4 protein-coding genes are annotated in these 5,454 nt (G+C 70.9%); 2 read left to right on the forward strand and 2 right to left on the reverse strand.

Going from position 1 to position 5,454, the window contains the following annotated elements; translation table 11 throughout:
• Window positions 1-61: 61 nt before the first annotated feature.
• Complete coding sequence (gene dnaB / locus E1293_RS44070; protein ID WP_243717474.1) at window positions 62-2,770, reverse strand: replicative DNA helicase; 2,709 nt, start codon at window positions 2,768-2,770, stop codon at window positions 62-64.
• A gap of 338 nt (window positions 2,771-3,108) precedes the next feature.
• Here dnaB and E1293_RS44075 point away from each other — a divergent pair, with 338 nt between their 5' ends.
• Both E1293_RS44075 and E1293_RS44080 read left to right on the forward strand, forming a co-directional pair.
• The gene (locus E1293_RS44075; protein ID WP_132205646.1) at window positions 3,109-4,434 is read left to right on the forward strand and encodes an MATE family efflux transporter; all 1,326 of its coding nucleotides are present in this window, start codon (window positions 3,109-3,111) and stop codon (window positions 4,432-4,434) included.
• 74 nt (window positions 4,435-4,508) lie between these two features.
• Window positions 4,509-4,697, forward strand: a complete 189-nt coding sequence (locus E1293_RS44080; protein WP_052357975.1) for a hypothetical protein — start codon at window positions 4,509-4,511, stop codon at window positions 4,695-4,697.
• A 1-nt stretch (window position 4,698) separates the two neighbouring features.
• Here E1293_RS44080 and E1293_RS44085 read toward each other — a convergent pair whose 3' ends face one another.
• Complete coding sequence (locus E1293_RS44085; protein WP_243717476.1) at window positions 4,699-5,382, reverse strand: peptidoglycan recognition protein family protein; 684 nt, start codon at window positions 5,380-5,382, stop codon at window positions 4,699-4,701.
• Between the last annotated feature and the right edge of the window lie 72 nt (window positions 5,383-5,454).

Here is a 5,454-nt window from a genome sequence, read left to right on the forward strand (position 1 = left end):
CCCCAAGCCCAACCGCAGGCCACGCCCCCCAGCCTGGCCACGGGCGGTGTCACAAGCCCGGCTACTGGGCCATGTCGACGAAGCGGCTGTAGTGGCCCTGGAAGGCGACGGTGACCGTGGCGGTGGGGCCGTTACGGTGCTTGGCCACGATCAGGTCGGCCTCACCGGCGCGCGGGGACTCCTTCTCGTAAGCGTCCTCGCGGTGCAGCAGGATCACCATGTCGGCGTCCTGCTCGATGCTGCCCGATTCGCGTAGATCGGACACCATGGGCTTTTTGTCGGTCCGCTGCTCGGGACCTCGGTTGAGCTGCGACAACGCGATGACCGGGACGCCCAGCTCCTTCGCGAGCAGCTTCAGCGACCGGGAGAACTCCGAGACCTCGACCTGGCGGCTCTCGACCCGCTTGCCCGAGCTCATCAGCTGCAGATAGTCGATGATGACGAGCCGCAGGTCGTGCTGCTGCTTCAGCCGCCGGCACTTCGCCCGGATCTCCATCATCGACATGTTCGGCGAGTCGTCGATGAACAGGGGAGCCTCGGCGACCTCGCTCATCCGGCGGGCCAGGCGCGTCCAGTCCTCGTCCTGCATGGTGCCGGACCGCATCGCGTGCAGCGCCACCCGCGCCTCGGCGGACAGCAGCCGCATCGTGATCTCGTTGCGCCCCATCTCCAGGCTGAAGAACGCCGACGCCAGCCCATGCTTGATGGACGCCGCACGCGCAAAGTCGAGCGCGAGCGTCGAGTTGTGCGTCGGGATGCAGGAACGTCCGGCCAGGTACATGTGGTCGGCGTTGTCGACCTGGACGCACCGAACCGGCACGCTCTCCACCGGCCGCACATCCACGATGTATCGCACCCGCGCAGCCGGGGGGACGTCCACACGCTGCCGCGCCCTCTTGCGCGGCAGCCGGAACACCGTCCCGGCCGGCGTGAAGCCGATCCGGCGGATCGGCTCGCCCTCGGAACCGTCCTCCGGGCCGGTCGCCGGCTCGGTGCGATGACCAAGGCTGAGAACGAGTTCGTGCACCTGGTCGGCGAGGGTGGAGGAGACGGCGGCGTCGACGCGTCCGTCCGCGGAAACGCGCCCGCAGACGTCGAGCAGACCGGCCAGCAGCGCTCGCCGCTGCGACGCGGACGCCCGCAGGTACCGGGCCGGGACGCGCTTGCCGTCCAGGAGCCGGAGATCGTCGAGGCGACGGCGCAGCCCGGGCAGCAGGTGGCGGCCGAGGATCGTTTCCGGTGCGACCTGCTGCCCGGTCGCCTCGATCTGGGTGATGACCTTGCCGTCGAGGCAGGTGATGCGCGCCTCGTCATCGTCGCCGGCGGCGAGCCATACCCCGAGGACATAGGGATCGACGGGTAGCTCGGCCTCGGGCAGGTCGAACGCGGCGGCGACCTCCACCGCATGGACGGAACGCCCTTCGTGCACCAGCGTCGCGAAGATCTCCTCGGTCGTCACGATCCGCGGATGGTCGCCGAGCACCAGGGGGAGGCGGCGGGAGGACGGGGCCTCGTCTTCCGGCCGGGCGACCGCGGCGCGGCGCGGTGCCAGGCGGCTCTCCTCGGTCCGCTGACGGCGGGCGGCCGCAGCCGCGCTCTCATGCCTCGGCGGCATCCCATTGCCTGGGCGGACGACGCCGTGCCTCAATCCGGTGCCCTCGGCCGCGGACTCCCGGTGCGCCGGGTGCGCCCGGTGCCAGGGGGCCGCCCGGACGAACCGTGCGGCGCCGTTGCCGAGCGGCCCTCGCACCCGCCGCGCGGCATCGTCAAGTTCGTCGAGAGCCGATCGGGGCGCGCACACCAGGTGGGCGTCGTCCCCGAACCGCTGGTCGGCGGAATCAAGAGAGATGGTCGGCGCCTTCTGGAGACCGGCGCCGGGCATCGGGGTCGTGGTGCGCCACTCGTGCTGAGCGTCGGCGAGGATGACCTCGCCGTCGGAGAACTCGATCTCGTAGCACGGGCGGCCGTGCATCACCTCGGTCGCGGCGATCACGCGGGTCGGTTTCCCGTTGGCCCCGATCAGGGAGTCACCAACGGACACTTCCCCCATAGTGGTCCACCCCGAAGGGGTAGGAAGCGGGACTTTTACGCTCAAAGCCTTGCCCATGGCGGGGCGGGCAGCGACGACGATCATCTGGCCGGGGTGAAGGCCGTTGGTGAGGGCGTCGAGGTCGGCGAAGCCGGTGGGGCAGCCGACCATCTGGCCGCCGCGGCTGCCGATCGCCTCGATCTCGTCGAGGGCGCCGGGCATGATCTCGCTCAGCGCGACGTAGTCTTCGCCGGCGCGCTTCTCGGCGATCGCGAAGACCTCGGCCTGGGCGCGGTCGAGGACCTCGTCGGCGTCGGCGCCGTCGGCGGCGTAGCCCATCTGGACGATGCGGGTGCCCGTCTCGACCAGCCGGCGCAGGATCGCGCGCTCGTGGACGATCTTCGCGTAGTACCCGGCGTTGGCCGCGGTGGGCACCAGGGAGATCAGGGTGTGCAGGTACGGGGCGCCGCCGATGCGGCCGATCTCGCCGTTCTTGGCGAGCTCGCCGGCGACGGTGACGGCGTCGGCGGGGTCGCCGCGGCCGTACAGGTCGAGGACGACGTCGTAGATGATCTGGTGCGCGGGACGGTAGAAGTCGGGGGTGCGCAGCAGCTCGACGACCTCGGCGATGGCGTCCTGGGAGAGCAGCATGCCGCCGAGCACGCCCTGCTCCGCCGAGATGTCGTGCGGCGGGGTGCGCTCGAACTCATGCTCCTGCGGCCCGATATCCGCCACGCTCACCGACGCACCCCCTTCACCGCGGCCGCCGGTGGCCCCGTCCACCCATCGCCGACCGTCCAACACACGTCTACCTGACGCGTCGGACATTCTCGCGAGGCCGCGCGGGCGCGGGCAAAGCAACCTGTGGACGAAGTTGTGGACTCCCTGTGCAGACACGCCGAACCGGTTGTGCACGACCTGTGGACAACTTTGTGGATTCGTCGTGGACGGCGGTCGCGCCATGGCGTTGAGCTGGGGGAACGCCGTCCACCGGCTGTGTGGGAAAGATAATTGGCCGCCGGACCACGATGTAAGGCTTGAATTTCTTACGTGAGTTACAGCCTGGTACCCTCGGCGCGGTGACGACTTCCCGGCGGCTCGCGACCGCGCACGACCGCGAGATCCTGCGCCTGGCCGTGCCGGCCTTCGGCGCGCTCGTCGCCGAACCGCTGTTCCTGCTGTCCGACTCGGCGATCGTCGGGCACCTCGGCACCGCCCAGCTGGGCGGCCTAGGAGTCGCCGGGCAGGCCCTCACCACGCTCGTCTACCTGTGCGTCTTCCTCGCCTACGGGACGACCGCCGGGGTGGCGCGGCAGGTCGGCGCGGGCGACCTGCGGGCGGCGATCAGGCAGGGCATCGACGGGATGTGGCTCGCGATCGCCATCGGGGCCGCGCTGATCGTGGCCGGCTGGCCGCTGATCCCCTGGATCGTGGACGCGTTCGGCGCGTCCCCGGTCGTGGCCCCCTATGCGGAGACCTACCTCAGGGTCAGCCTGTTCGGGATCCCGTCGATGCTGGTCGTCCTCGCCGGGACGGGCGTGCTCCGCGGCCTCCAGGACACGCGCACGCCACTCGTCGTGTCCATCGGCGGCTTCTCGCTGAACCTGCTGCTCAACGTGGTATTCGTGATCGTCCTTGGGTGGGGGATCGCCGGTTCCGCGTGGGGGACCGTCCTCGCCCAGACGGCGAGCGCGGCCGTCTACGTGGCCGTGGTCCTGCGGGCGGCGCGACGCCACGAGACTCCGGTACGTCCCGATTGGGACGGGTTGAAGACGTCCGCCACGGCGGGCTTCGGGCTCCTCGTCCGGACGGCGGCGCTGCGCATCGTCCTCATCGTCGGGACGTCGATCGCCGCCCGGATGGGGGACGCGGAGATCGCCGCCTACCAGGTCGGCTTCCAGATCTGGACGCTGCTGGCGTTCGCGCTCGACGCCATCGCGATCGCCGGGCAGGCCATCACGGGGCGCTATCTGGGCGCGTCCGACATCGCGGGCACGCGGGCCGTCACCCGCCGGATGGTGTGGTGGGGCATCGGCTGCGGGGTCGCGTTCGGCCTGGTGATCCTGGTGATCCGGCCGTGGCTGCCCGGCCTGTTCACCGCGGACGGCGACGTCCGGCACCTCCTGCTCGCGTCGCTGCTGCTCGTGGCCGTCCTGCAGCCGGTCGCCGGAGTGGTGTTCGTCCTGGACGGCATCCTGATCGGCGCCGGCGACGGCGCCTACCTGGCCGTGACGACGCTGGTCGCGACGGTCGTCTTCCTGCCGGCGGCCGTCGTCCTCTACCGGGCGGACGCGGGGCTGACCGGCCTCTGGGGCGCGATCGGCCTGTGGATGCTGACCCGCATGCTCACCCTGAGCCTGCGTGCCCGCGGCGACCGCTGGCTGGTCACCGGCGCCGTCCGCTAGGACGAGCCGGCCCGTCCCGAACCGATTCCGCGAAACCCACCCGCACCGGCCGCCACAGTCGCTACTATTCGAACATGTGTTCCACACATGGCGAGCGGATGGCCCGGCTGACGCAGGCGATCGACGACCTGGCGGCGGAGGGCCTCGCCGGGCTGCCCCCGGAGACGCTGGTGGAACGGGTGGCGGGCATCTGGTCGCTCGTCGAGGGCATCGACCCCGAGATCGCCCGCCGCCGCACCCGCTACACGACGCCCGAGACGTAGCTCAGCCCAGGCCGTCCAGGGGCCCGAGCAGCGGCGGCAGGATCGAGCCGTCGTCGGCGTGGCTCGTGCTCTGGCTCGGGGGCCCGCCCTCCAGCCGGGCGGCCACTGACCTGCGCAGCGTGGGCAACCGCGCATAGAGGACGTCACCCGGGCACGAGGTGTTGTTGTAGTCGCGGTGGCCGACGATGGCGCTGCCCGGGTCCAGCTTGTACTCCTGGCACAGCCACACGCACACCTCCACCAGCGACTTCCACAGGCTCCCCGGAACCGCCTTCGACGTGTACGTGCCCTCGTTCTCGATGCCGATCGTGTGCTCGTTGTGGTGCAGGACCTGCGCGCCGACGGCGAGGTCGCCCGCCCGGATCGCCTTCAGGCTCCGGTTGCGGCCCTCCATCACGAAGCCGCCGCGGCTGATGGTGAGCTGCTGCCCGGTGTCGTCCCAGCCGTTCCTGTCCATGTGGATGTTCTGGATGGCCCGCGACAGGGCGAACGCATGGGCGAGCGAACGGCTCTTGGAGTTCGCCGTGGCCGTGTGGTGCACGATGATGTGGTCCGGCGCCTTGCTGAGGACCTTGGCCGGACGCCTGGGCGCCCTGGCGTTCCACTGCTCCCGCGTGTACACGTGCGGGTCCTCGGCCGTGAACGCGACACGTTCGCCGGCCTCGTAGGGCGCTTCGTCCGCCATGGCCTCATTCTGGCGGGACGTCCCCAAGGACAGCATCTCCAGCAGCCCGGCCCCCACCACGCCGCCGATGAC

The organism is Actinomadura darangshiensis, from assembly GCF_004349235.1.
Lineage (GTDB): Bacteria > Actinomycetota > Actinomycetes > Streptosporangiales > Streptosporangiaceae > Spirillospora > Spirillospora darangshiensis.